Annotated in this window: 21 protein-coding genes; 14 read left to right on the top strand and 7 right to left on the bottom strand. The window is 39.2% G+C overall.

Annotation, left to right across the window (positions count from 1 at the left end):
- Nucleotides 1–30: 30 nt before the first annotated feature.
- Nucleotides 31–2,109: a sensor domain-containing protein gene (locus tag J9318_RS05465; protein ID WP_244731928.1), complete on the top strand. Its 2,079-nt coding sequence runs from the start codon at nt 31–33 to the stop codon at nt 2,107–2,109.
- A 31-nt stretch (nt 2,110–2,140) separates the two neighbouring features.
- On the opposite strand, the gene J9318_RS05460 is transcribed toward J9318_RS05465, so the two are convergent.
- Nucleotides 2,141–2,344, bottom strand: a complete 204-nt coding sequence (locus J9318_RS05460; RefSeq protein ID WP_210562051.1) for a hypothetical protein — start codon at nt 2,342–2,344, stop codon at nt 2,141–2,143.
- A gap of 70 nt (nt 2,345–2,414) precedes the next feature.
- Nucleotides 2,415–2,999 carry a hypothetical protein gene (locus J9318_RS05455; protein ID WP_210562050.1) on the bottom strand — a complete coding sequence of 195 codons (585 nt, stop codon included), beginning with the start codon at nt 2,997–2,999 and terminating at the stop codon, nt 2,415–2,417.
- Between the two features lie 114 nt (nt 3,000–3,113).
- Between J9318_RS05455 and J9318_RS05450 the strand changes: the two genes are divergently transcribed.
- Complete coding sequence (locus J9318_RS05450) at nt 3,114–3,914, top strand: substrate-binding periplasmic protein (RefSeq protein ID WP_210562049.1); 801 nt, start codon at nt 3,114–3,116, stop codon at nt 3,912–3,914.
- Between the two features lie 63 nt (nt 3,915–3,977).
- On the opposite strand, the gene J9318_RS05445 is transcribed toward J9318_RS05450, so the two are convergent.
- Together J9318_RS05445 and J9318_RS05440 are read right to left on the bottom strand one after the other, a co-directional pair.
- Complete coding sequence (locus J9318_RS05445) at nt 3,978–4,307, bottom strand: hypothetical protein (RefSeq protein ID WP_210562048.1); 330 nt, start codon at nt 4,305–4,307, stop codon at nt 3,978–3,980.
- Nucleotides 4,308–4,376: 69 nt separating this feature from the next.
- Nucleotides 4,377–5,066, bottom strand: coding sequence for a DUF2982 domain-containing protein (locus tag J9318_RS05440; protein WP_210562047.1), 690 nt, complete (start codon nt 5,064–5,066; stop codon nt 4,377–4,379).
- Between the two features lie 145 nt (nt 5,067–5,211).
- Here J9318_RS05440 and msrA point away from each other — a divergent pair, with 145 nt between their 5' ends.
- From msrA to J9318_RS05420, 4 genes are all read left to right on the top strand, one after another.
- Complete coding sequence (gene msrA, locus J9318_RS05435; protein WP_210562046.1) at nt 5,212–5,748, top strand: peptide-methionine (S)-S-oxide reductase MsrA; 537 nt, start codon at nt 5,212–5,214, stop codon at nt 5,746–5,748.
- 395 nt (nt 5,749–6,143) lie between these two features.
- A complete protein-coding gene (locus J9318_RS05430) occupies nt 6,144–6,503 on the top strand; it encodes a VanZ family protein (protein ID WP_210562045.1) in 360 nt (119 codons plus the stop codon).
- Nucleotides 6,496–7,395 (top strand): ketopantoate reductase family protein, encoded by a 900-nt coding sequence (locus J9318_RS05425; protein ID WP_210562044.1) that lies wholly within the window; start codon nt 6,496–6,498, stop codon nt 7,393–7,395. The genes J9318_RS05430 and J9318_RS05425 overlap by 8 nt, the downstream gene beginning before the upstream one ends.
- 51 nt (nt 7,396–7,446) lie before the next feature.
- Nucleotides 7,447–7,905 (top strand): Fur family transcriptional regulator, encoded by a 459-nt coding sequence (locus tag J9318_RS05420; RefSeq protein WP_244731925.1) that lies wholly within the window; start codon nt 7,447–7,449, stop codon nt 7,903–7,905.
- A 114-nt stretch (nt 7,906–8,019) separates the two neighbouring features.
- Here the strand turns inward: J9318_RS05420 and fadJ are convergent, their stop codons facing one another.
- Entirely contained in the window at nt 8,020–10,200 is a 2,181-nt protein-coding gene (gene fadJ, locus J9318_RS05415; RefSeq protein WP_210562042.1) for a fatty acid oxidation complex subunit alpha FadJ, read from the bottom strand.
- Nucleotides 10,201–10,229: 29 nt separating this feature from the next.
- Nucleotides 10,230–11,540 carry an acetyl-CoA C-acyltransferase FadI gene (gene fadI, locus J9318_RS05410; protein WP_210562041.1) on the bottom strand — a complete coding sequence of 437 codons (1,311 nt, stop codon included), beginning with the start codon at nt 11,538–11,540 and terminating at the stop codon, nt 10,230–10,232.
- 320 nt (nt 11,541–11,860) lie between these two features.
- On the opposite strand from fadI, the gene J9318_RS05405 reads away from it, so the two are divergent.
- The 6 genes from J9318_RS05405 to J9318_RS05380 all read left to right on the top strand — a co-directional run bounded on the left by J9318_RS05405 (nt 11,861) and on the right by J9318_RS05380 (nt 19,080).
- A complete protein-coding gene (locus tag J9318_RS05405; RefSeq protein ID WP_210562040.1) occupies nt 11,861–12,817 on the top strand; it encodes an AAA family ATPase in 957 nt (318 codons plus the stop codon).
- A gap of 76 nt (nt 12,818–12,893) precedes the next feature.
- Nucleotides 12,894–13,862, top strand: coding sequence for a DUF58 domain-containing protein (locus J9318_RS05400; protein ID WP_244731922.1), 969 nt, complete (start codon nt 12,894–12,896; stop codon nt 13,860–13,862).
- A gap of 8 nt (nt 13,863–13,870) precedes the next feature.
- Nucleotides 13,871–14,428 carry a DUF4381 domain-containing protein gene (locus J9318_RS05395; protein WP_210562039.1) on the top strand — a complete coding sequence of 186 codons (558 nt, stop codon included), beginning with the start codon at nt 13,871–13,873 and terminating at the stop codon, nt 14,426–14,428.
- Nucleotides 14,421–15,398, top strand: coding sequence for a vWA domain-containing protein (locus J9318_RS05390; RefSeq protein ID WP_210562038.1), 978 nt, complete (start codon nt 14,421–14,423; stop codon nt 15,396–15,398). Before J9318_RS05395 ends, J9318_RS05390 begins: the two co-directional genes overlap by 8 nt.
- Nucleotides 15,395–17,347, top strand: coding sequence for a VWA domain-containing protein (locus J9318_RS05385; RefSeq protein WP_210562037.1), 1,953 nt, complete (start codon nt 15,395–15,397; stop codon nt 17,345–17,347). Before J9318_RS05390 ends, J9318_RS05385 begins: the two co-directional genes overlap by 4 nt.
- The gene (locus tag J9318_RS05380) at nt 17,341–19,080 is read left to right on the top strand and encodes a BatD family protein (protein ID WP_210562036.1); all 1,740 of its coding nucleotides are present in this window, start codon (nt 17,341–17,343) and stop codon (nt 19,078–19,080) included. Before J9318_RS05385 ends, J9318_RS05380 begins: the two co-directional genes overlap by 7 nt.
- Here J9318_RS05380 and J9318_RS05375 read toward each other — a convergent pair.
- Nucleotides 19,077–21,893, bottom strand: a complete 2,817-nt coding sequence (locus J9318_RS05375) for a bifunctional diguanylate cyclase/phosphodiesterase (RefSeq protein WP_210562035.1) — start codon at nt 21,891–21,893, stop codon at nt 19,077–19,079. The two genes, J9318_RS05380 and J9318_RS05375, sit on opposite strands and share 4 nt — an antisense overlap.
- Before the next feature lie 120 nt (nt 21,894–22,013).
- Between J9318_RS05375 and J9318_RS05370 the strand changes: the two genes are divergently transcribed.
- Together J9318_RS05370 and J9318_RS05365 are read left to right on the top strand one after the other, a co-directional pair.
- Nucleotides 22,014–24,416, top strand: coding sequence for a penicillin acylase family protein (locus J9318_RS05370; protein ID WP_210562034.1), 2,403 nt, complete (start codon nt 22,014–22,016; stop codon nt 24,414–24,416).
- The gene (locus tag J9318_RS05365; RefSeq protein ID WP_425314332.1) at nt 24,412–25,593 is read left to right on the top strand and encodes a chorismate mutase; all 1,182 of its coding nucleotides are present in this window, start codon (nt 24,412–24,414) and stop codon (nt 25,591–25,593) included. Before J9318_RS05370 ends, J9318_RS05365 begins: the two co-directional genes overlap by 5 nt.
- The last annotated feature ends 64 nt before the right edge of the window (nt 25,594–25,657 follow it).

Genomic DNA, 25,657 nt, shown 5'->3' with positions numbered 1-25,657 from the left:
ATACTAGCCCTCATCTCTTTTTACGGCATTATGCGTTTTAAACGATATCAAAAAGCAATGTTGCATAGCGATCAACGTTTAAACTTTTCGTTATGGGCCAGCGGTGATGAAATGTGGGATTGGCACATTAACGAAGGAAAGCTATTTAGAACAAACTCTCGTGGCACCTACCCTCTCTCTAAAGTAAACCCAAACGTATTTCCGCCAAACAAGCAATATATTCACCCAAGCGATATAGAGCGTGTACGAATAAAACTTGCTAATCATATTAACGGCAGCACTGACTCTTTTGAATGTGTATATCGGTTACGAGACAAAGAGGGATGGCGCTGGGTTTTAGATAAAGGTCGCATTGTAATTCGAAGCGAACGCGGCAAACCACTGAGAATGACGGGTATATTTAAAGATATTCAACAGTTAAAGACAGCTGAATCTGAATTAGAAATTTTTGCCAAAAGCATTGAAAACATATCCGAAGGCGTCATTATTTTTGACCCTTTATTAAATGTTGTTCATGTTAATCCAGGTTACACAAAAATCACTGGTTACAATTCTAACGAAGTGCTTGGCGACAAAATAAGACTTACTAGTCTTTCTTCGTCAGTAATAAACGACATAAAAACTGAAGTTGACCGTACTGGAAATTGGCGTGGTGACATTACCGGTCAGAACAAAGATGGCTCAATGTTTTTGGCATACATCACGGCAAACTGTATTAGAGATAATGAAGGCACTATAACGAATTATGTTGCCATCGTATCTGACACAACAAGACGAAAGACCGCTGAGGCGAAACTTCTTAAACTAGCAAGTACCGACTCCTTAACCAAGCTCCCAAATAGAAATGTATTCTTCTCTAACCTCCAAGCCTGTGTTGATAAAAAACAGCCAACCGCTGTGTTAGTTTTTGACTTAGATGATTTTAAGAAAATTAATGATTCTTTAGGACATCAACTCGGTGATACATTATTGATAGAAATAGCTAAAAGAATGAAACCTCTGACAAATAACTTGAATACTTTATACCGCTTAGGTGGTGACGAGTTTGCATTAGTTATGGAAAAAACAAACGATGTTTCATCAGTCACAACAGCTGCAAAACAAATTCTTAAAAAATTATCTACGCCATTTCGAATCGAAAAACATGAATTTGTTGTTGCCGGTAGTATCGGTATAGTGTTGTATCCAGATGATGGGAAACAGCCTGAAACACTGCTAAGAAATGCTGATACTGCGATGTACCATGCTAAAGATGGTGGTAATCGCTATTTGTTTTTTAGTGACGAAATGAATAAAAAGGCAGTAAAGCGACTTCAAGTGGAAAACTTAATTCGTTTGGGCTTAAAAGAAGATTATTTTCAAGTGTACTACCAACCAAAAATGAGTTTTGCTAATGGTGGTTTAATGGGAATGGAAGCCCTAGTTCGATTTATAACGCCTAAAAACGGTGTGGTAAGCCCGGGTACTTTTATTCCTATTGCAGAGGAAACTGGCCAAATTGTAGAGATTGGTGATCTTGTCTTAAGAAAGGCATGCATCGATATGAAGCGATGGTTGGATGAAGGCATCGTTGAAGGTCGTGTAGCGGTAAACCTTTCAGCCCGCCAGTTTAACTTACCAGACTTAATGCAACGAATTGATCGGATTCTCCTTGATACAGGCCTAAGCCCTCATAACCTGGAGCTTGAAATTACCGAGGGTACAGTTATGAATAATGCCAAACATGCTATCGAAACAATGTACCAGATAAGAGACCGAGGCATACATTTAGCAATGGATGACTTTGGTACTGGATATTCAAGCTTGTCTTATTTAAGAAAATTCCCTTTAAACACGTTAAAAATTGATAAAGCATTTGTTGATGATGCGAGCTCTGACATTGGCAAAGCTATGATTGATACTATTGTAACGATCGCCCGAAACCTAGGCCTTTCTACCGTTGCTGAAGGCGTGGAAACCGCCGAGCAAAGAGAGTTCATGACATTAATGGAATGTGACGTTTTGCAAGGATATTTATACTCAAAGCCATTATCGGCCTTAGAGTTCAGCCAATTTGCGATGATGGATAAAATGAGTAGTGCTAAACTGCCTTATGAAGAGACAGCTTAGCCTTTTAATATTTATTTGAGGTTTCTGTTTACTACGCTTTTAAGAAGACAATTGCGCAACCAATTTGCTTACGCAGCATCATTTGTTTTTTTACATTAAGCATCGGCCACACCACGGGTCCGAGTAACAGTCCAGAGAAAAACCAGCGTTTTTTACCTAAACCATTTTTCATAGCTTCCACTGACAATAAACAAGCCGACAACAACAAAACCATCAGAACAACAAAAAACAACATAAACCACCTCTACTGCAAATGTAAGGGCGCATATTGTACAGAAGTTTGTGTATTTTTCGAGCGTTTTGTTCTATTTAAAAACAACGTTCTTGGTTGTTCTTCGGTAAACCCGTGATTCAGGTTCAGTCCATACACCATTTTTTAAGTAGGATGTTGAAACAGTCATTGTATCTTTTTCCAGTGTAGATGTTGATTTCACTTGTGAAATACCTGAACTCATCGCACTTTCACCACTAACATTTTCATAAGCTACAAAAGTATTCTCAGAAATAAACTCCATCCAACCTGAGGTAAAGAAGTCGGCCGTTGTAAAATAATAAAATTCCAGCTTCTGGTTTTTGTTATTCCAATAGACCATCGATTCACCACCGTACGCTCCATTGTTAATAGAGTGGGTTGTTCTTAGTGCCTTTCCCTTTAATACTTTCTCAAATAGCGTCACATCTGTAACAGGAGGTTTATCTGCTGACCCACCAAAAGTTGACGTCCAGCCTCCTAAGTAGTTTTCAAACTTTGCTAAGTTTGAATCAAAAGGTAGGGTATTTGCGTTGACAACTTTTGTTTCTTCAGTAATCAAATTAGAGGTTGAAGCGATTGAATAGCTGCTAAGTGCTATTAGTGAGAAACCCAAAGCGGTTGATATAAATTTTTTCATATTAGTCTCGATTGTTTACTTGCTAATAATTGTTCAATTAGCGATTATGAATTCGATTGGCGACAGCAAACTTATGTAAGTTGCCATCAGTCATTACAGATGGTCAAAAATTATATGTTTAGAATTACACAAACATTAAAGTGTTGTCAGCTTATTATATTGCTCGCTTTGATACTACCCAATATTAGTTTAGCTACATCAACTGACGTTACACTAAAAAAAACATATCCTCATAATACAAATAGGGTTTTAGATGTCGTTGTTGGTCTGGCTAAGCCACCCTATGTAATCCCTAAAGACGATAAAGGGTATGAGTTAGAGCTTATTAGCGCTGTATTTAAAACGATGGACATCTCGCCTCGTTATATTTATGTACCATTAGGGCGGAGTGTTAGTTTGTTAGATCAAGGAATGGGCGAAGCGTTATTAACTATCAATAAGTTTATCGTGCCAAATGATGAGATAAGGACAGTGCCATATATTTCTTATAAAAATGTTGCTATTTCACTAAAAAATAAAGCATTAAAAGTAAATACTATTGCAGATCTTAATAATAAAAAAGTAGCTGCATTTCAATATGCACACAAATATTTAGGCTACGAGTTTTCTAAAGTTGCCGCGAAAAATCCAAGTTACATTGAAGTACCTAATCAATTTCAACAAGTTCAATTATTACTCGAGGGACGCGTGGATTTGTTAGTAATGGATATCAATATCTTTAACCATATTTATAAAACATTAATCGGACAAGAAACGACTAGTGAGCCAAATATTCATCCAATATTTCCAGATAGTCCATACTCCGTGGCCTTTAAAGATCCTAACCTAGTGGAAATATTCAATTCTGCTTTTAAAAAATACTCTCTAACAAAAGAATATCGGTCTCTCAAAAACAGATATGAGATTTATAATTAGCCATTTTTTACGTCAAAAAAAAGAGCCTTTTTAGGCTCTTTTCTCTATTGTTTAGCTTATATTTTAGAAGAAACTTTGTTGATGCACGCGAACAAATAAGGGTGTTCCTGCTTTTGAATAATCAACTTTGTATTCTTTGCCATTTAAACACTGAATGAACAGTAGTGTTTTAGGCTCACCGAACACGTCTGGGCTTGATATGTTAACTACTTCTACATAGGCATCTTTAGCTTCACGTCTATTACGAGGCACATCACCTGAATATTCAATTACGCCATTTTGAGTAACTTTAACTACTGGATTTTCAAGATCATTAACCAGCAACAAGTCGAGTTTTCTAACTTTATGGATGATGGTATTTCGTCCACTTCTTATATAAGGAGCATCTGTCATAATGGTGTTCTACCAAAAAATTCAAAGAAAATATTTCTACCTCAACCTTAGCCTTTTGCAATAAAATGATCAAGGTTGTCTGTAGTTTAGATGCACATTTGTTAACTTTTTAGCCGACATAAGTCTATTTAGGACGACATCGATTTCATCATGAAAGGCGTTTCCGGAAATAAACACATGATAACCTAGATATTGGCTTAGCAATTCGCTACGATTTGCGTACATCGCGACTAAGCCCTCAAACTTATTGCCGGACTTATCAGTCCACTCAATTTGATCAACAAATGATTCAAAACTACAGCCGCCTTTACCGCAGTTTTCTTTAACGATAAGGGTTTGCAGTTCTCGTTGTTCTAACAATACCCTACTTGCCATTCTAAGTGGGATAGATTCATAGTGTTGAACCGAATGCTTTAACTTTATACCGATATAATTAAGTTCTTTCTGCGACAGAAAGTCATAAGTTGTGGGGATGCCAATCCTTTGGATATTACTCCAAGGTAAAAATACCGACCCATACTTATGATTATATTTGATCCCTTCTTCAGTTAGAGAAAGCGTATTTTCAGGCTCTTGAGAAAAAATATAGCCAAGAAAGAATGCGATGATACAAACAGCGTAAACAATTAATAAAACTTTACTATTAAACACATCAAATAAAGCAAATACTAAAGTGAATATGGCAGCAACGGTAAAAGCAATTAACCTCATAATATAAAGATGAGACGATACTTTTGAGGGCATGTTGATTGGAAACATGAGGTTTTCCAACTAAAACGGCTTAAATATAAAATAAATTAACAAACAGATGCCCCCCCAGAGGAGAATTGCACGTATTGTATTACAGTATGGACAATCTGACTTAAAGATCATTAATAACTCCAATTTAGGACCTATAAAGTATATGGCAAAAACAAAGATAGCAACATTTGGTGGCGGTTGTTTTTGGTGCATTGAAGCTGCACTAAACCAAGTGCGAGGCGTAATTAAAGCAACATCGGGTTTTTCAGGTGGTCATCGTGCCAACCCAACGTATGAACAAGTGATCACGGGAGTGAGTGGTCATGCGGAGGTTGTTCAAGTCGAGTATAACAGCGATTTATTAAGTTTTGAGCAGCTATTAAACATGTTTTTCCAGCTGCACGACCCTACTACATTAAACAGACAAGGTAATGACAAGGGCCCACAGTACCGTTCGATTATTCTGTATCATGACGCGGAGCAACTTAAAACGGCGGAACAAATAATACAGGAACTTACAGAACAAAAAATATGGGATGATGCAATTGTTACTGAGTTGAAGAAATACGAAGCGTTTTATGCAGCAGAGGATTATCACCAAGGTTACGCTTTAAAAAACCCTAACCAACCATACTGTGCGATTTTAATTGGACCCAAACTTGCTCGATTCAAAACCCAATACGCGGATTGGTTAAAATAAATGTTCGGAGGGCATGGAACAGCACGGAAGTAGCAATGCTGATGGGAGCCATACCCTCCTAGAACCGAAGTCCTGTAATAAATATACTTGTTTCAATTTTAGAAATCCTTTGAAAAATCTAGTGAGTAAACTCCGCAAGTCTTGTTACCTTTTTGGGCACAAATGAAGCAACAAAAAGACTGAATTAAATTCATAACTCACTGTTAATGATAAATATAAAAACCATCGCTCATTTTTAAAGCGAAATCATAAAACAATCATTACATTTAATTTTCAATACCAAAAAGCAAAAATGACCAGTGGTCACATCAAAAAATATAATTTAACCGCCAGTTTTTATTCGTTTTATCTGTCATTTTGTTACAATCCATTCACCTAACCAAACGTGTTGATTTATGAAAAGTATTGAACTTCCTTTTAAAATATTCTTTTTCTTATTTTTATTTATTTCAACGTATTACTTTCTTATACCATTAGACAATGTTGGCCCAGGTATCCCACATTTTGATAAGGTCGCTCATTTTGGCGTTTTTTTTGTCCTTTCTGGCTTACTTACCCTTGGCTTTAAACCATCTAATAAAACAGTTTACATACTTGCGTTTTGTTACGGTCTTGCGGTGGAGTTAACTCAAGGGTTGTTAGCTTATAGAAGCGCATCAATTCCAGACTTAATTGCCGATATGTTAGGTGTTATTGCATTTGTATATTTGCAGCCAAAAATACAACAAATTTTCACAATGCGAAATGATGATTGAGTTTCCTATTCACATTGTCGGTAGTGGCGCTGTTGGCAGCTTAATTACCGCAAAAGCTATACAGCAAAACATAGATGCTATTCAAATTGTAAGGCACTCATCTCTTACCAACAGCGTCGTTGTTTTAGATAATGAAAGCATAGCGTTGACGAATAAAACGCTAATAAGTCATGTTTCACAAATTGAGTTCTTAGTTTTACCAGTAAAGGCGTTTGACGTAGAGCCTGTTTTGACCAGCATAAGACCGCTATTAAAACACGGTGCACAAGTAGTTATCACCCACAATGGGCTTGGTACATTAGAGACAAGTAAACGTTTAATCGGCGATATAGCGGATATTTATTTTTGTACAACGAGTACAGGCGCTTATACCGATGGTAATTCGGTTTTCCTAGCTGGAAAAGGTCTGTCACAATGGAGTACGATTTCTCTTTGTCCACATAAGACAGAAGCGAGAGCATTCGTAACTCAGATTGTTAATGCTCTTTTTTATCATGCGTCTTACGTTGAAAATTTAAATGTAGTGCTGTGGAGCAAACTCGCGGTTAATTCAGTCATAAACCCAATCACAGCTATCGAAAACATTATTAATGGCGATGTATTAAAACCGCAATACGACGAACTTATCGATAAAATTTTGCTTGAACTGATCATGGTTGCAAATAAAAATGGAATTGCCTTGTCTTTTCAATCGCTAAAAGAAAGTGTTGTTAATGTCGCGACTAATACAAAAAACAACTCCTCATCCATGAGACAGGACGTGTTAGCAAAAAGAAAAACTGAAATAGACTTCATAAATGGTTACATCGTAGAGCTTGCTAAACAATATGACATTGATGTTCCTGCCAATCACTCGATAGTAGAAAAAGTAAAAGAGTTGGTTTTACTTTAGATCGGTAGAGTAATAAACTGCCTATGTTAAAAACTGTTAATAGAGATGTCTGTGGAACAACAAATTCAATCAATTATCGATAAAGCAAAAGTAAATTGCGCAGAAGAAGGCGTAAAGCTGACCACCAAACGAGAGAATATTTTAATCTCTATTATTAAAGCTGGTGAGGCCGTATCAGCTTATGAATTAGCTGACATTTACCGAGACGAATTTAAGCAAACTATTCCTGCTATGTCTGTTTATCGAATTTTAGACTTTTTGGTTGAGCTGTCTTTAGTTCACAAGCTGACATCTGCAAACAAATATATTGCATGTTCACATATCTCTTGCTCACACAACCATGAAATACCACAATTTTTAATTTGTGAAGAGTGTCAATCAGTGACAGAAATTGGCGTGATCAATAATGTTATTGATGAACTTAGGGCTAGTGTCGAAAAGACGGGATTTAAGTTAACGACACAGCAATTAGAGTTACAAGGAATATGCTCAGATTGTAACTCAAAATAAAAGCGCCAACCGGCGCTTTTTTATTGAATGTAAACCAGGTTTAGCTGATAACGTTTCGTTTGAGTTACCTTCTAAACATAGAGCCTTATTTAAAATAAGGCTCTTTAGCAAAGCTTAATAAAACGTTTTGTTTTCTTTTGCCATGTTCTTCAATAAGTCACATGGTGCAAAACGGTTGCCATATTTAGCTTCATAACCTTCCAGTTTTTCAACTAGTGTAGCAATCCCCATGCTGTCCATATAACGGAAAGGACCACCTTGGAATGGAGGGTAACCAGTACCGAAGATCATACCAATATCCCCATCGCGAGGATTACGTACAATACCATCATCTAGACAACGAGCCGCTTCATTTAATAGTTGAACTACACAACGCTCAGCAATGGCTTCCTCGCTCATTGTGCTCTTTGGCGAAACGCCTAGGACACGATAAACAGACTCATCAACTTGCTTGCCTTTTTTCTTAAAGGTTAGCTTGTCCATAAGAGTAGGTTTAGCCGCTTTACCATATACGTAGAAACCTTTTTGGTTCTTCTTACCTTTACGCTCATCTTTTGTTAACTTGTCCATTGCTGTTGGCAGTGCAAAACGCTCACCGAATGCGTCGTATAAGATACCAGCAACTTTAGAACCAACATCAATACCAACTTCGTCTAGTAGCGTCATTGGGCCAACAGGAAAACCAAATTTAACTAAGGCTTTATCAATCTTCTCTACTGGTTCGCCTTCCATTACAACGTTCGCAGCTTCATTCATGTAAAGACCTAAAATGCGGTTAACAAAGAATCCAGCTTCGTCTTTAACAACAATAGGCGTTTTACCTTGACGACGCGCAAATTCTACCGTTGTAGAAATCGTCTCGTCCGATGTTTTTTCAGTCGCAATAACTTCAACTAGTGGCATTTTATCTACCGGAGAGAAGTAATGCAGACCAATCACATTCTCAGGGCGAGCCGCTTTTTCAGCGATATTTTTAATTGGTAGCGAAGATGTGTTCGAAGCAAAAATTGTATTTTCGTTACAATTTTCCTCGATATCTGCAACCATGCGTTGCTTCAAGCTAAGGTCTTCAAATACCGCTTCTACAATAATGTCAGCATCTTTAAAACCGACAAAGTCAGTGCCTGCACTTAACATTGCTAACTGCTTTTGCATTTCCGATTTGCGCATAAAGCGACGCTTAACTTTTTTGTTTAAAATATCGTAGCTGTATTTAAATGCGTTACGAATACCCTCTTGTGCAATATCTTTGATACGCGCAGGAACGCCAGCTTTTGTGACAGTAACAAAGGCAATACCTCCGCCCATTAAGCCACCACCTAATATACCTGCTTTTTTAACCTTTTTCGGTTCAACACCAGCCACACCGTTTTCTTTTTTCATCTCTGTCGTTGCAAAGAAAAGACCACGTAATGCTTTAGACTCTGGCGTCATGCAAAGCTCAGAGAAACGCTGAGCCTCAATTTCCAAGCCTTTTTTAGTGCCTTTCGATACGCCTGTGCGAATACACTCGATAATGCGAAGTGGCGCTGGGTAATTTCCCTTAGTTTGACGCATAACTTGTTTTGTCGCTTGGTCAAAAACAATTTTTTGTCCGGCTGATGTGTTTTCTAAGAAACGATTCATTGCTGACTTTTTCTTAGTTTTACGAACTTTTTTACCGTGACGCATCGCGTCAACCATTTCAGCAGCAGTGTCCATCAAAATACTTTGAGGAACGATATCTTCAGCTAATCCGGCTTTTACCGCTTGTTTTGCTCGTAACTGCTTACCAGTTAACATCATGTCTAAGGCTTTTTGCAAACCAACTAATTTAGGCAAACGTTGTGTTCCACCTGAACCAGGCAAAAGACCAAGCTGTACTTCTGGTAAACCAAGTACTGTTTTGTTGTCATCTGATACTACACGCGCATGACACGCCATTGCTAATTCCAAACCACCGCCTAACGCAGGGCCATGAATTGCAGCAACTACAGGCATTTTCATGTTTTCAATTTTATCAAAAAGGTCTTGACCAATTTTTGCAATCGCTCTTACTTCTTCAGCACTTTCGCAAGCATCCAACATAGATACGTCAGCGCCGGCAACAAACGAGTTTGACTTGCCAGAAGTAATGATTAGGCCCGAAACGTGCGTATTACTTTCTACTTCAGCAAAAACCGCATTAATCTGTTCAGCGAATTCTGCTTTTAATACATTCATTGACTCATTTGGAACGTCAATTGTGATCACACCAATGCCATTTTCTAGCGTTGATAATGTAAATGCAGACGTGTTATTTGATTCTGTCGTCATCTTTTTATCCTTTCCTTATAAGTCCGCTATTAACCGTCTACTTCAACAATCATTGATGCACCTAAACCACCAGCAGCACATGCTGTAGTTAGACCAACACCACCGCCACGACGACGCAGCTCATTGATAGTTTGTGTGATTAAACGAGTACCAGTAGCAGCAAATGGGTGACCGTATGCTAGTGAACCACCATTAACGTTAAATTTAGTCATATCGATGTCGCCAATTGCTTCACCACGACCAAGCTTGTCTTGTGCAAACTTCTTGCTGGCAAACATTTTCATGTTCGCTAGTGTTTGAGCTGCAAATGCTTCGTGCATTTCAATTAAGTCTAAATCTGATAACTTCATACCAGCGCGTTCTAGTGCAATTGGTGTTGCGTAAGAAGGACCCATTAACATGTCTTCCCAAACGTCAATTGCCGCAAAACCGAAGCTACGTATGTAACCTAGAGGCTCGTAACCTAACGCTTTTGCTTTGCTTTCTGTCATCATTAAGATAGCAGAGGCACCGTCTGTTAATGCTGTTGAGTTTGCCGCTGTTACTGAACCGTGTTTACGGTCAAATACTGGACGTAACTTTGAATAACCGTCAGCTGTAGAATTAGTACGGATAGTATTATCCATTTCAATGAATTGGCTGAATGGCTCTGGGTGTGCGGCCATTACTTCATCTTTAAAAATGCCACTTTCCCAAGCTTTAGTCGCCAAAGAGTGTGAACGGTGTGCCAATGCATCTTGATCTTCACGGCTAATGTTATGTGTTTTAGCCATTTGCTCAGCCGTTTGGCCCATGCTCAAGCCAGTTGAATACTCTGCTACTGCAGGTGGTTGCGGAGCAAGGTCAGCTAAACGTAATTTTTTAAGAATGTTCCAGCGTTGACCAAGAGTACGAGCCTTATTTAAGTCAACTAAAGCGCGCGCCAATTTTTTAGTCACGCCAATTGGTAAAACAGAAGAAGAGTCAGCACCACCCGCAACACCAACATCAATAGAGCCAGCCATCATAGACTCAGCAATATTCACTGTAGATTGGAAACTCGTTGCACACGCACGTGACACAGAGTAAGCATCGGTATTGACGTCCATTCCTGTACCTAACACGATTTCACGAGCAATGTTTGGCGCTTCTGGCATTTGCACAACTTGTCCGTAAACAAGCTGCTGAATTTCTTTAGGGTCTAATTCTGCACGTTGTAACATTTCGCCAACAACCATTTTACCTAGGTCTAATGCTGGCACACCGTGGTAAGCTGTAGCTTGTTTTGCAAAAGGCGTTCTAAGGCCCGAAACAACCGCAATGCGATCGCCATTTCTAGTTAGTAGTTTGTTTGCTGTCATGTTCTTTCCTATTATCGAATCTGTAACAAATCTGGTCTGACCTGTAATTATTGCCCGATTTTAACGAGATCTTGTCTAAAGTCAAAGTTCTACGCACTTTTATCACTTACCGGCATTATTTAAATAAGAAACGTCGTAATTTTTTCGAATAAAAAACATCCACTTGTTTTTTATTCATTGAACCTTATATTCACAAACGTGTCGTAAGTGGTATTGTAAACATCACTATGATAAGCGTTATTGCAAGTCGCTTTAAAATCAAACTTTTTTTCAATTTTATCGGCCATTTAAGTGTTAGCCGTAGAGGAAGTGTAGGATAAATGTCAGTATCTCGATTTGAACAACTAAAGAAATATCTAGATTCGCAAGTTATCGGTCAACCCCAGTTTACTAAAGCCATTATAGTTGCATTACTGGCAGACGGACATTTATTGGTTGAGGGTCCTCCGGGATTAGCAAAAACTCGAGCTATTAATGCACTCGCCAATGGTCTCGAAGGCGACTTCCATAGAGTTCAATTTACTCCCGATCTATTACCCGCTGATTTAACGGGAACAGATATATACCGACCAGAAACAGGTGAGTTTGTATTTGAAGCTGGGCCACTGTTTCATAATTTAGTGTTGGCTGATGAGATTAATCGTGCTCCAGCTAAAGTTCAGTCAGCGCTACTTGAAGCCATGGCGGAGCGACAAGTCACCGTGGGTAAAACGACTTACCCACTTCCCTCTTTATTTTTGGTCATGGCAACACAAAATCCGTTAGAACAAGAAGGTACTTATCCTCTACCGGAAGCACAACTAGACCGCTTTTTAATGCATTTAGAGATAGATTATCCAGGTGCCGAAACTGAGATCGAAATTCTACGTTTAACCCGCGGCGAGGCATTATCAGAAAAAGTAGAACCTCCTACGCCTCTTACACAACTTGAAATATTTGATGCCAGAAAAGAAGTACTGTCCATTCATCTGGCGGAAGAATTAGAGCAATACTTGGTTGATCTTATTATTGCGACAAGACAACCAGCTAAATACGACGCAGAGCTTGCTAAGTGGATAGCGTTTGGTGCGTCTCCAAGAGCAACCATCAGTTTAGATAAGTGTGCCAGAGCAAACGCTTGGATAGACGGCCGAGATTACGTGACACCTGATGATATCCAAACCGTGTTTTTTGATTGCCTCCGCCACCGCCTACTTTTAAGTTACGAGGCAGAAGCGGCTGGCATTGATGCAAACCAAGTGTTACGAAAAATCCTGCAACTCGTTGCGGTACCTTAACGTTAATAGCAACGAATACAATTAAAGCTGTCTCTGAGTTAGTCGGCAAACCATTGTTTAATATATGTTTAGGGTAATGATGACAGTTAACGCGCATTTAGAGTGGATGAATACAAACGGCATTAGCGGGGTTCAATGTGAGTTGGACGAGTTACTAATGTACCAACGTTATATTCATTTGCTGAACACTAAGCCTAGTTCAAATGTAAAGCACCATTTATCAGGACAGTACCTCGCTAAAACAAAAGGTCGAGGCATGGAGTTTGATGAGGCTAGACATTATCAGCCGGGCGATGATGTACGTACGATCGACTGGCGAGTAACGGCACGAACAGGAAAAACCCACACTAAAATCTTCCGTGAAGAAAAAGATCGCCCTATTTTTATTTTGTGTGACCTGTTACCAACCATGTATTTTGGCAGTGAATTACTATTCAAATCCGTACAAGCTTGCCATTTAGCTTCGCTCATAGCATGGAAAGCAAAGAAGAATGGCGATAAAGTTGGTGGTTTAGTCTTAACAAAACAACAGTTGTTCGAATCTAAACCTAGGGCCCGACAACAAGCCCTATTGCATTGGCTAAACCAATTGGTTCAGGGCCATCAAACCCTATCTAATAAAAAAGGGGGATCAGCATCCCCTTCAGGTTCAGCTGACTCGTTAAAGAGTTTACCGCAACACTTTGAAAACGCATGTAAACATTTACGCCAAGTCGCACACCCTGGTAGCTTAATTTATATCATTAGCGACTTTCAGAATATGTCGGAACAGGCTTTACAGCACCTTTTTCAGCTACAAAAGCACTGTGAAGTAAACGCGTGTGCTATTTACGACCCTATCGAACAGGCCTTACCGCATTATGCAGGAAATAACCTAGCTATTACCGACGGTAATAAGGTGAAAGTCATTTCTAGTGCGACACAAATTGCTCAATACAACGATAATGCACAGAAACGCTTTTTTACTCAAAAACAGCATTTACAGCAATTTAATATTAAATGGTTACCGATCAGTGCCGGTCTTCCGTTGCACGAGCAGTTGTAGGGTTAACTATGCAGAACAATCCACTATATCAATTAAAAGACATCCAAACTCCAGATCCCATAGGCTTTTGGCCGCTCGCATGGGGATGGTGGCTTATCATCGTGTTATCTATTGTTATTTTAGCATTTACAATAAAATGGTTAATCCGCTACATCAGTAACAACAAAGCTAAAAAACAAGCCTTAGCTATGCTTGCAGAAATAAGTAAAGAACCTCACCCACATAAGACGGTTATTGCGATAAACGATATCTTAAAGCGTGTGATGTTGGTTTATTTGTCTCGAGAGCAAGTAGCCAGTTTAAATAGCGCGAGTTGGGCTAACCTACTAAATACACTTGCCAGCGACAAGCATAAGATTACCGCAGACTATGTTGAACTAGCATATCAACCTAAATGTTCGGCACAAAAAGCCGACGCCTATTTAGAGCAGGCTAAAGCTTGGATAAAACATACGCTACCGCTATCTTCCACTCAAAAATTGGCGGCACACAATATCGTTGCTCAACGCATAAATGCACCACAAAGCCTTCATCAAAATATGGCAAAGGAGCAGAGTCATGTTTAGTTTTGAGTGGGTCTGGTTAGCGATACTGTTACCTTTGCCTCTTGTTATTTGGCTTTTGCCAGAGAAAGAGTCTGACAAACCAGCTTTATACTTACCAACGTTTGGGCTGTTAACAGAACAGAGTCAAACATCAAACCCGTTGCGCTTTCCCTGGGTATGGTTTTTGGTATGGTCGGCCTTAGTATTTGCAAGCATGCGTCCCCAATGGTTGGGTGAGCCTATCACCGTGCCACAGGAAGGACGCGAAATGATTGTTGCCGTTGATTTATCTGCGTCGATGAACGAAGAAGACATGAAAATCCAAGGTCAAACGGTTAACCGATTAACAATGTTAAAATACGTTCTAAATGACTTTATTGAGCGTCGCGTGGGTGACCGACTAGGCCTTATCTTATTTGCCGATACAGCCTACGTGCAAACTCCGCTAACTTTTGACCGTGCGACCGTGAAACAAATGTTGGAAGAAGCAGAACTTGGATTAGTTGGAGATAAAACCGCTATCGGTGACGCACTTGGGCTTGCAGCTAAACGATTTAATGACAAAGGTGAATCTAATCGTATCTTAATATTACTTACCGATGGCCAGAATACCGCAGGTAATATCACACCAAATGAAGCGTTAGAAATTGCCAAACAAACCGGTATAAAAGTTTACACCATAGGCATTGGCGCCGATGAAATGTTAGTTAGAAGCTTTTTTGGAACTCGTAAAGTAAACCCATCCGCTGATTTAGACGAAAGCTTGTTAACAAAAATTGCCAAAGAAACGGGTGGCCAATACTTTAGAGCACGAAACACTTCTGAGTTAGCCACTATTTACGACTTGTTAGATAAATTAGAGCCGGTGGAAGATGATCCTATTCAACTGCGACCACAACAAGCTCTCTTTTACTGGCCTTTGGGTTTTGCTCTACTTTTATCCGCTGGTTACATTTTATTTTTATTACTTAAAAGGCGAATCAGATCATGAATGATTTTCATTTTATTCGTCCAGAATGGTTTTTACTCTTTATTCCGTTGGCAGTTATCTGGTTTTTTAAACTCAGAGATAAACAACAAAGTGATTGGCAACAGTGGATCCCAAAACATTTAGCGAACACCTTGTTTGCAAATACCAAACAGCTATCGAGTAACAGACTTGTGATTGGCTTAGGTATCGTTTGGTTAATTTTAACCATTGCATTAGCAGGGCCTACTTGGCAAAAAATTGAAAAGCCTGTCTTTAAGTCTCAAGTAGCGAATGTCATCGTTCTTGATATGTCGATGTCGATGAGAAGTACAGATGTAAAGCCTGATAGACTAACAAAAGCTAAGTTTAAAGCGATCGATTTAGCTAAGTCTTTAGGCGATAGTGAAGTTGGTTTAGTCGCATACGCCGGAGATGCATTTACCATTTCACCATTAACACAAGATGCTCGAAATATTGCGGCATTAATTCCAAGCTTGGCGCCTGAGATCATGCCTATTCCAGGTAGTTATCCATTACTAGGGTTAGAACAAGCGCAATCATTAATGCAACAGGCTGGATATCTTTCAGGTCAGATTTTTTGGATAACAGATGGTGTTGTATATGATGACGTTGCCGAACTGAATAAATTAGCAGCGACAACAGCTTACCAAATAAATGTCTTGTCTGTCGGCACCAGATCTGGCGCACCGATTAAAATGCTCGATGGTGGTTTATTAAAAGACGATACCGGCAGTATCGTCATGCCAAAAGTAAATGAATCTGCTTTAGCTGATATTGCCAATACATCGGGGGGCACCTATCAACGTTTTACCGCCAATGATAAAGATATTACAACGCTAGTCGATCGTTCCCAGCAACAGAAACTAAGCAATAGCGCTAATGAATTAGAGTCAACAAATAGCGAGATCACCGGTGACGATTGGCAAGAGTTTGGCCCTTATCTAATTTTAATTGTAATGCCGTTAATATTAGTCTTGTTTAGACGCGGAGTGACACTGTCTGTATTTTTATGTGGCATTTTATTTATTGGCGGACTGACACCAAACGTAGCCAGCGCCGCGGCAAACACTAATGTAAATGCTCCAAAGTCTGCCGATGAAGCATCTGGTGACACAATATTAAATACTATGTTTAAAACCGATGACCAACGGGCCAGCCAAGCCTTTAAACAACAACAATATGCCAAAGCTAAAGATTTGTTTGAAAATGAACAGTGGAAAGGCGCAGCCGCATACAAAGCGGCCGACTACGAACAAGCTCTAGAATATTTCAGTAAAGACAAAAGCGCCGAGGGTTATTACAACCAAGGCAATGCGTTGGCACAAATGATGGAAATAGACAAAGCAATCGAGGCTTACGATAAAGCAATTCAGCTCAATCCAAATCTTCAAGATGCCAAATCAAACAAAGACATTTTAGAAAAGCTTAAAGAGCAACAGCAACAGCAGAACGGCGATCAGCAACAAAACGACAGTCAGAATTCCGAGAACTCTAACTCTGAGGCAGACAAGAGACAACAATCAGAGTCAGAGCAATCTGAGTCAGAACAGTCAGAACAATCGAATTCGGCGCAATCTCAACAAGAGAAGTCTCAACAACAAAATGAGTCTGAAAAAAACCAGTCACAGCAAAGCGACCAACAAAATACGCCGTCTGAACAACAAAGCAATAATGAGAGTGATTCACAGCAAAACCAACAACAAAATACTCAGCAGCAAGCTCAACAACAAAGTGAACTTGATGAACAAACCGGCGAACAAGGCGAACAGAATCAACAACCGCTAACGCCAGAGCAAATTGCCGAGAAAGAACAACAACAAAAAATAAAACAATTACTTAGAAAGGTAGATGATGACCCTTCTGTATTACTCAGAAATAAAATGATTTTAGAAAGTCGTCGTCGTCAACAAGAGCGAAGAAGAGTGAAAGGAGCAACAAAGTCGTGGTAAGCCATTCAAATGTATCGATATCAAGTTTGTTAATTAGAGCGTTTGTTGCTTTTGCCCTTTTTATTAGTTTACAAACATCTGCAGCAACAACTTTGACCGCAAGTGTTGATAGAAACCCAGTGATGGAACGAGAGTCCTTTGTATTAAAAATTGAAGTTAATGACTCGGTAAACACTAACGATCTAGATTTATCTCAACTTCAAAAAACAGGTTTTATCGTTGGGCGAACAGCCACTGGCTCTCAAACTCAAATCATTAATGGTACGATACAAAAGAGTACAACTTGGAGTGTCGTTTTAGTGGCAAAGTCCGCTGGCAATTACACTATCCCTTCATTTTCAGTGCAGGGCGCGAGTAGCCAACCAATAAATGTTGAGGTAGTAAAAACATCGACTGCTAACAATACTCGCAATGAAAGTATTTTTATTCAAAACAATATTGAAACCAATGAACTCTACGTTCAACAATCTATAAAATTAACCACTAAACTATTCATTTCGCCGCAAGTTGACTTACAAAGTGGTAGCTTATCCGAGCCAAAACTAGAAGGTGCATTTATTCAACAACAAGGCAAAGACAAAGATACAAGCGAAATAGTGAACGGTATACGATATCGAGTCATTGAGCGAATTTACACTATTACACCTCAATCTAGTGGCAAGTTCTCTCTAGAGTCACCTACATTTAATGGTGATGTTATAACGAATTCCCGACGACGCTCTAGCTTTTCAAGTTTTACACAAAGCAAACCTGTTACTGCTTTTGGTGAAGACTTTAGTATTGATGTAAAGCCCATTCCGACGAACTACACTGGTGTTTGGTTACCAAGCTCCATTGTACAGCTAAATGAAGAGTGGTCACCAAACAAAGCAACCTTTGAAGTAGGTGAGCCTATTACCCGAACCATTACGCTAACGGCACTGAATGTAAACGAAGAACAATTACCTGAAATTAAAGGAAATTACCCTAGCAATGTAAAAGTGTATCCAGATCAGTCTTCAACATACTCTGCAGTAAGACAAAATGCTTTGGTATCACAGCGAACAAACATAGAGGCAATTGTAGCGAATGCGCCCGGTACTTATACCTTCCCTGAAATCAAAATTAATTGGTTTAATACCAAAACTAAGCGTCAAGAAGTCGCAATACTGCCCGCAAAGATCATTAAGGTAACAGGAAATAGCACTGTCTCTGTGCCCTTAGATACCGCGCCAAGTGATGCTATGCCCTCTAGCTCCGGCGACAAGGTCAATGAATGTCAATGTGAACAAGCTGCAACGCGTCTAAATGAGCATAATAATGAATTGAGTCATTGGTTAATATTACTAAGCGGTTGGATGGCGTTTATATTAAGCGTGATCGTCTCCCTATATTATCGACGAAAAAAAGGCTCTCACTCACACGCTGATAAAAACAATAGCGAAGTGGCTTCCTCTGTAAGTAATTTTGATATGAAGGCCTTCAAACGAGCGTGTCTAAGCCATCAAAAACACGTCGTCAGTAACTTTCTTAATCAATGGATTACCATTCAATTTGCTGGCTGTACGTCTTATGATGAAGCAAAACCTTTGATGAGCAGAGAGTTAGTAGAGGCTATAGATGAGTTAAATGAAGCTCGTTTTAGCAATACTAAGAAAGATTGGAAAGGCGAAACATTATGGCAGGCAATAAAATCTGCTGGAGTGTCTTCTGAAGAGTCTGATCTAAATTCTGAGCTTCCCCCTCTAAATTAAAATTTGTGTTGCGTCGGCTGCCAAATAAGCGCCTTGGCAGCCGATAATGGCTTACTATAGAAGTAACCTTGAATTAAATCACAACCATTATCTGCTAAATATTTTACCTGCTCTTTGGTTTCAGCGCCCTCGGCAATGACCTTGAGGCCAAGCTTTTGTGCCATTGCAATGATGGCGGCGGTAATTTCCATGTCGTTTTCATCATCTGGAATATCTTTAATAAACGATCTGTCTATTTTAAGCGTTTCGACTGGGAACCGTTTAATGTATGAAAGCGAAGAATAACCAGTACCAAAATCATCTATAGATATACCAACACCTAAAGCTTTTATACTGTATAACTGGCGAATCGCATCCTCAACATCTCTCATTAAGCTTGACTCGGTAATTTCAACTTCAATTAAATTTGGGCTTATGCTGTACCGATCCAGTGCCTCTTTAATTTCATTTATAACGTTGCCAGACTCAAACTGCTTAGCGCTTAGATTAATTGAAACAGCCACCTTATTATGTAGCTGACTAACAAATGCAACCGCTTGCTGAATGACCCAGTGCCCTATGTTTAAAATTAAATTACTTTGTTCCGCAAGAGGAATGAAGTGTTCTGGAGAAACATAACCAAGTTCCTGATTGTGCCAACGTAACAATGCCTCAAAGCCAACTAATTGCGAAGTTTGGCAGTTAACTTTAGGTTGAAAATACAGCTCCAACTCATCATTCTCAATCGCTTTCGACAACGCATTTTCCATTTGAATTCGAAGACGTGTCGTATCATTTAATGCTTTGCTATAAAAGTGGTATGTATTCTTGCCAAGTGATTTTGCTTCATGCATAGCTAAGTCAGCATGTTGTAACAACAGCTCCGGATCTTGAGTATCCGTTTGTGACATGGTCAAACCAATGCTAACGCCAGACGTAATTACATGCTCTTTAATCATAAACGGTTGACTAGCTGCGTTAATTATTGAGTTCACTTTTACTATGACATCTTGCTCAGACTTAATGCCACCTAATAACATGGCAAACTCATCACCACTCATTCTAGCCAGTGTGTCTTCATTTCTAATTTCTTGTTGTAACCTTAACGAAAACTCTTTCAATAGTAGATCACCTACTTCATGGCCAAATAAATCGTTCACCTTTTTAAAGTCATCAATATCGAAATAGACCAAAGCGAAGTCATAACGTCCTCGTTTACTGATCTCAACTAACTTTTCGAGTTGAGCTACAAAAAAAGTTCTATTTGAAAGACCCGTTAAATCATCCGAATAAGCTAAACGTTCTATTTTGCTCTGTGTGTCTTTTATTGACGAGATATCTTGTAACGAGATCACGTAGCGAAATACCTTGCTATCATCGTCACGCATAGGTGAAATTGTACAGTTACTCCATACTTCTGCATCAGTATTAGCCCCCAACAATGCCAATTCTCCGCGCCAACTTTGCTTACGACGTATTTCATTTCTAATTTGTTCACGCATAAATGCCATATGCGGGTGCACGAAATCAAAATAATAATGTCCAACCATGGCGTCTCGCTCTATACCAAGCAAATGAAGGGTTTTGACGTCGACAAAAATAATATTAAAGTCTAGGTCCATAGTCATCACTGCGCTGTCTGAATAACTAATTGCTTGAGCTAGTCCCCGACTTTCTAGAAACTTATCTTCTAGTTCTTGAGCTTTTTTAGTTGATTGGACTATTTCAGATTGTAACTTCTCGAATTGAGACGCAGACGCGTCGACCAGGAGGGAAAACTCATCATCAATTTTACGACGCTTTTTTAATGCCGATAATAAATTATTACTTTTAATCATTGCCGTAATTTGGGCGATTTCTTTCGTTAGAAATGTCTTTACGGACAAGGCGACCACTAGTAATGAAAAAATAATCAAAGCGACGCTTACTAGAAAATAATGCAAAACCTTTTGCTTAAGTTCTTTTAAAACATCATTTTCATTTTGGTAACTCACAAAAGTCCAGTCAATACTTTGTAACGTGGCGCTATTAACCAAAAATCGATTTTGTCTTTCTGTAAAATATTGAGGATTTAATCCTTGTAGATTTTGCTTTATATATGACGCTAGCCCGGCAGTTAAGTATCCTTGTGTAGAAAAACCTTTTCCATAATTATCACTTTCACGAATAAACTTAAAGCCGTAGTCTGGATGATAAATTAAGTCGCCGACGCTATTGTGAATAAAAACATCAACCCCATTGATTGCGCTTGTAGCCTCGTTAATAATTGGATCAATTGTTATCAACAAACCTAATGTGCCTATGAATTCTGCTTGATTGTATAGTGGCGCAGTGTAAGTAATTACATACTGTTTAAGGCTCTCGTCAAGGTAAATAGAGGACCATCCCCCTTGTGATGAACCTTCTCTATTTAGCACTTTGCTGAAATTAGAGTATTGATTTTCGCTAAATGTTAAAAGGCCTTCTTGCTCCGAAGACCATTCCTGATCTGAACTAACCAGCTTACCGTTTGTGCTAACAAAAAATACAATACCTTCTTGAAATGGAGGCGTAGTGATTGTGTTTTTGATCTCGTCTGAAGTTACGTTCTTTTTCGATTGCAACAAAAAACGAACGTCGTTGAGAGAATCAATGATAGTCCTAAAGCGTCCTTCTATTTTTGATACCTGACCGGCCAAGATTAACTCACGTTTTAATATTGCGTTATCAGTCAGGTGCTTTTTTTCTGCTTTAAAAAACATTAAAAACAGTATCAATAAAATGCTTATAGTTACTGTTAAAACCGCGAAACCCAGTTTAAAACTGATGCTTCTAAACTTCAAAAATACTAACAAGCATAACCCCTTGACCAGATATGATATTCGCTGAACTAATATGGTGTATTTTAAAATAAAATGATAGTTTAATTACCAACTGTGCATCTCAATACATCGACTAAAAATGAGAAAAATATAATGACTTGGTTAACACGATCTTTAAAGGCCATTTTGATTCTAATGGTTCTTTTTTTCATTCTAGTCTATGTTGGCTTAAATTCGAGTAAGCCGACGTTAAACGGTCAAATTGAAACACCAATTTTGGTGCCCGCCACTATAGAACGAGATAAAAATGGCATCGCCACCATAAACTCGGCGACTCGCGAGGGAGTGGCCTATTCACTTGGTTTTTTACACGCTCAAGAACGTTTTTTTCAAATGGATTTATTAAGAAAAAACTCTGCTGGAGAATTATCCGAATTGTTTGGCAAAGTAGCGTTGGGTTTTGATTCAAAAATAAGGTTACATCAATTTAGAAAGCGAGCATCGCAATATCTGCATAATCTTCCAGAGCAACACAAGCGCATACTCGAGCACTACACCAATGGCGTAAATGCCGGCTTAAAGCAACTAACTCTTCGCCCCTTTGAATACCTTTTACTTAACAAAACGCCAAGTAAGTGGGCGTCAGAAGATAGCCTGCTGGTTTTGTACAGCATGTATATTGACCTACAGTATGAATTTGGTGAACGTGAACAACTCCTTGGCATATTAAAAGACAATTTAATGGGCGATGTGTATGACTTCTTAAACCCTAAAGGCTCACGCTGGGATGCGCCCATTGATAATACCGAAATGACTGCTAGCCCTATCCCCAAAAACAGCTTTCAACCGGTTCCTATTATTGACGCACTTGCCAAAACACAACAGCCACAAAACTTGTTTGACTCGCCTCATGAGGCCTTATCAGGCAGTAATAGTTGGGTAGTTGCGGGAACGCTCACATCTAGTGGCGCTGCGTTACTGGCTAACGATATGCATTTAGGCATCCGGGTTCCCAATATTTGGTATCGCGCTGGCTTTAAGTACTTTAATGATCAAACAAAAGTTGAAATTGATGGGGTAACACTACCTGGAACGCCCGCCATGGTAGTTGGCTCTAATAGACATGTGGCATGGGGATTCACCAACAGTTATGGTGACTGGAGCGAACTCATTGCTTTGAAAACGACACCAGACGGGAGTCAGTATTTAACACCAGAAGGTTATAAGTCATTTGGTTATGAGAGTGAAATTATTCAAGTCAAAGGTCAGCAAGAGCCGCGTAAAATTAATATTAAAGTTACGCAATGGGGTCCTGTCGTATCGCAAGACAGCAATGGTCAGCAATATGCATTAAGGTGGACAGCACATGATCCAGAAGGCATCAATTTTAATTTACTTAATTTAGAAACCGTCGCAAACACTCAAAGTGCAATTGAAGTTGCACATACAATGGCTATTCCGGCGCAAAATATTGTTGTAGCCGATAGATACGGCGATATTGCCTGGACTATTGCTGGCCCTATGCCAAATAAAATCGCTAACGTTGACTCACCAGATTGGCAAACGCCGCAAGATTGGAGCAACGGAGATTATAAATGGTTAGGCTATTTAGCCGCATCAAAAAAGCCTACTGTTTTTAACCCTAAGTCCAATAGAATTTGGACCGCTAATAGCCGTATTGTTGGCAATGAAATGCTAGAAAGAATAGGCAACGGCGGTTATGCATTGGGCGCAAGAGGCCAACAAATAAGAGATGGACTGTTTGCTCGTCAAATATTTTCTGAACAAGACTTTTTAGACATACAAAACGATCATAGGGCATTATTTTTAGATCGCTGGCATGACTTAATATTAGAAAAAGTGCTAACCGAGAGCTATGTTAACGAGCAGAACTTACATGTAGCTTTAGAACATATAAAAGACTGGCAACAGTCCGCTTCAGTTGACTCTGTTGGATATACAATCGTCGAAGCCTTTCGAAGAAACGTACGCCAATCTTTGTTTGACAACTTACTGTCACCCATTAAAAAAGTGAATATTCGTGATTTAGACATTCGCCCTATTCGACATCAACTTGAAACGCCAATGTGGGCACTAATTACAGAACAGCCAGATCATATAATGCCAAAAGGTTTTAACAATTGGACCGACTTTTTGCAAAGTCAGATGTTATTTACCATTAACGAACTAAAAGAAAAGTATGGCACACTGGCTAACGCAAATTGGGGAAATGTGAACAGAACAAACATTCAACATCCGTTATCAAAAGCAATTCCAGCACTTAGTTGGCTCTTAGATATGCCATCACAAGAAGTCACTGGAGACAGTTACATGCCGAGAGTTCAGGGGCGAGAATTTGGCGCATCAGAGCGGTTTGTTGTCTCTCCTGGTAACGAAAACTCCGCAATTTTACATATGCCAAGCGGTCAATCTGCGCATCCGTTAAGTCCTTATTATGGCAATGGCCATAACGATTGGGCTGATGGAACGGCAACACCATTGCTACCAAGCAAAACAAAATACAAATTAATATTACAACCATCACTACAGGATTAAGTTTTTGAACAATACGGTTAACCCTTTATCAACGATTCGCGATCAGATTTCCGAATTAGACTCTTCGTTATTAACTACTTTAGCGCAACGACGCGCCCTCTCAAAAGCCGTAGCAGAAGAAAAAATAAAAAACAACAAGCCCGTTAGAGATCTGCAACGAGAAGAACTTATGCTAATCGATCTAATAGAACGCGGTCAGAAACTCGAGTTGGATCCTTATTACGTCAAGCAAGTTTTCCAAACTATCATTGAAGACTCGGTGTTACATCAGCAAGCACTGTTGCAACAGCACCTTAACATGCCAGCAGGTGAAAATGGGGTTAACCGAGTTGCTTATTTAGGTAGTCATGGCTCATACAGCAATTTGGCTTGTCATAAATATTTTTCACGATTTCCAGGTCAACTAAAAGCGATGGGGTGTTCTAGCTTTTTGGAAATCATAGAAAAGGTAGAGCATAAGCATGCTGATTATGGAATTTTGCCAATTGAAAATACCTCATCTGGCAGCATTAACGACGTTTACGACTTATTACAACATACCGATTTATCAATTGTTGGTGAAATTACTCAGCCGATAAATCATTGCATGGTTAGCGCTGTACCCACATCGTTGGATAAAATCACTAAATTATATGCTCACCCTCAGGTTTACGCACAATGTAGTCACTTCCTAGCCCAGTTTGATGGTGTTGATATTGAACACTGTGAAGCCTCATCTGCCGCATTTGAAGCGATACAAAATGACACGACAGGAACTGTAGCGGCGTTAGGTAGTGGCGAAGGTGCGCGGTTATATGGACTGAATATCATTGCGGAGGCGTTGGCTAATCAAAAGAAAAATTATAGCCGTTTTATCGTATTGGCTAACCAACCAATCGCCGTAGCAAATCAAGTCCCTGCAAAATCTACATGGATTATGTCTACTGAACAAAAGCCTGGAGCGCTTGTTGATGCATTATTAATCCTAAAGTCACATGGCGTTAATATGTGTAAATTAGAGTCTAGACCTATTACTGGCAATCCTTGGGAAGAAATGTTTTATGTCGATGTAGAAGGCAATATTCGAGACAGTAACCTGCATAATGCGATAGAAGAACTTCGAGCGACAACAAGGTTTTTGAAGGTGCTTGGCTGTTATCCTACTGAAGATGTTCCGCCTGCAAAAGTAACGGCTTGAGTAACTGGTACAGTGTACTTTGGCTAAATTTTGATAACAAAAAAAGGTAACCTTAGTTACCTTT

Origin of the sequence: Psychrosphaera aestuarii (assembly GCF_017948405.1) — a bacterium.
GTDB lineage: Bacteria > Pseudomonadota > Gammaproteobacteria > Enterobacterales > Alteromonadaceae > Psychrosphaera > Psychrosphaera aestuarii.
Note: the sequence above shows the minus strand (reverse complement) of the source record. Positions and strands in the feature narration are given on the sequence as shown.